The sequence below is a fragment of the Streptomyces sp. NPDC051636 genome (assembly GCF_044453765.1).
Classification (GTDB): Bacteria; Actinomycetota; Actinomycetes; order Streptomycetales; family Streptomycetaceae; genus Streptomyces.
Window position 1 is genome coordinate 1 of sequence record NZ_JBITDA010000085.1, and the last position, 1,762, is coordinate 1,762.

Annotated in this window: 2 protein-coding genes and 1 CRISPR repeat array; both genes read left to right on the forward strand. The window is 70.1% G+C overall.

The features are described from left to right. Positions 1–99: 99 nt before the first annotated feature. Positions 100–408 (forward strand): hypothetical protein, encoded by a 309-nt coding sequence (locus tag ACIBBH_RS42465; protein ID WP_399414349.1) that lies wholly within the window; start codon positions 100–102, stop codon positions 406–408. Positions 409–411: 3 nt separating this feature from the next. Then, complete coding sequence (gene cas2e, locus ACIBBH_RS42470; RefSeq protein ID WP_399414352.1) at positions 412–726, forward strand: type I-E CRISPR-associated endoribonuclease Cas2e; 315 nt, start codon at positions 412–414, stop codon at positions 724–726. A gap of 20 nt (positions 727–746) precedes the next feature. Further along, positions 747–1,691: a CRISPR direct-repeat array (repeat unit 29 nt; unit sequence GTGGTCCCCGCGCGAGCGGGGGTGAGCCG). Positions 1,692–1,762 lie beyond the last annotated feature (71 nt).

Genomic DNA, 1,762 nt, shown 5'->3' on the forward strand with positions numbered 1-1,762 from the left:
AACTGCAGACACTCCTCGCCCTCTGGGCCGGCGCCTGCCCCACCTGCCACCGCGACATAACCACGGCAATACAAACCTGACCAAGCCCTACTAGGCTTCGTGCACACCGGCACCTCGCACTCGTTCGTGTACGACATAGCCGACCTGTACAAAACCGAACTCACCCTGCCCCTTGCGTTCTCCCTAGCTCAATCCACCGATCCGGAAAGCGACGCCCGCCGCTCCTTCCGAGAAGGACTGCGACTCTTCCGTCTCCTACCGCGCATCGTTGCCGACATCCAGGACCTCCTCGAACCCGATGAGGGAACACGCCAGGACGACGCAGAAGAAGCAGCCGAAGAACTCGTACACCTCTGGGACCCAGTCAACGGCATCCTCGACGGCGGCACCAACTACGGCGAGGAGTAACGCGTGGCCACGATGACCGTCATCGCCACCACAGCCGTGCCCGACCACGTCCGTGGCGCGCTCAGCCGCTGGCTGACGGAGCCCATGCCCGGTCTGTACGTCGGCACCCTCTCAGCACGAGTCCGCGAAGAGCTGTGGAATGCCGTCAGCGCCTCCGTCGCCAACGGCGCGGCCGTCCTCCTACATCCGGACGACAGCGAACAACGCTACTCCGTCCGGACAGCGGGTCAGCGCCGCCGAGAACCCGTGGATTTTGACGGACTCACGCTTATCGCCTTCAACCCGGCGGAAATGGATAACAAAATGGCAACACCCTGAGAAGCGCCAGGTCAGGAAGTGTGGTCCCCGCGCGAGCGGGGGTGAGCCGTACAGGCTGGGACCGGGGGCCGCTGCGATCGGGTGGTCCCCGCGCGAGCGGGGGTGAGCCGGACCTCCACCCCGTGATCCCCGAGCTGGCCGTGTGTGGTCCCCGCGCGAGCGGGGGTGAGCCGCCGCTCATGCAGTACGTCACCGACACTGCGGCGTGGTCCCCGCGCGAGCGGGGGTGAGCCGACGTGGCGCAACGACGTCCGGCTGCTGCTCGAGTGGTCCCCGCGCGAGCGGGGGTGAGCCGGCGGCTGAGGCGCCGTGGGCGTCGATGCTGACGTGGTCCCCGCGCGAGCGGGGGTGAGCCGTCCTCGTTCGCGTTCCGCACGGTGGCCGATGAGTGGTCCCCGCGCGAGCGGGGGTGAGCCGTGGGGCCAGGCTCTCGCCGCCGACATGCGGACGTGGTCCCCGCGCGAGCGGGGTGAGCCGAGGTGGGTGGTCGACACGTGGAACAGCCTGTGGTGGTCCCCGCGCGAGCGGGGGTGAGCCGCGGTTGCCGTCGGAGTCGTTGGCGGTGGCGGTGTGGTCCCCGCGCGAGCGGGGGTGAGCCGATCGAGGAAGTCGGGGTCGACGAAGTCGCTTTGTGGTCCCCGCGCGAGCGGGGGTGAGCCGGCCGGCGGCACGGTCAGTGGTGGCCTCGTCATGTGGTCCCCGCGCGAGCGGGGGTGAGCCGCCATCGCGCACATCACGTGGGATCGCAACGCCGTGGTCCCCGCGCGAGCGGGGGGGAGCCGGCCGAGGTCGCCGCCATACGGGCCGCAGGCGAGTGGTCCCCGCGCCAGCGGGGGTGAGCCGCACCCCGACGCCATCCGCCCCCACAACACCAAGTGCTCCCCGCGCGAGCGGGGGTGAGCCGACGCACGCCCGGGACTGCCTGGAAGGCAACGAGTGGTCCCCGCTCGAGCGGGGGTGAGTCGGTTGTCTGCGTCGAGGTGCGAGCTACCGGCCCGGGACGTCACCCGCAATGGGTAGTGCACACTGCACGCCC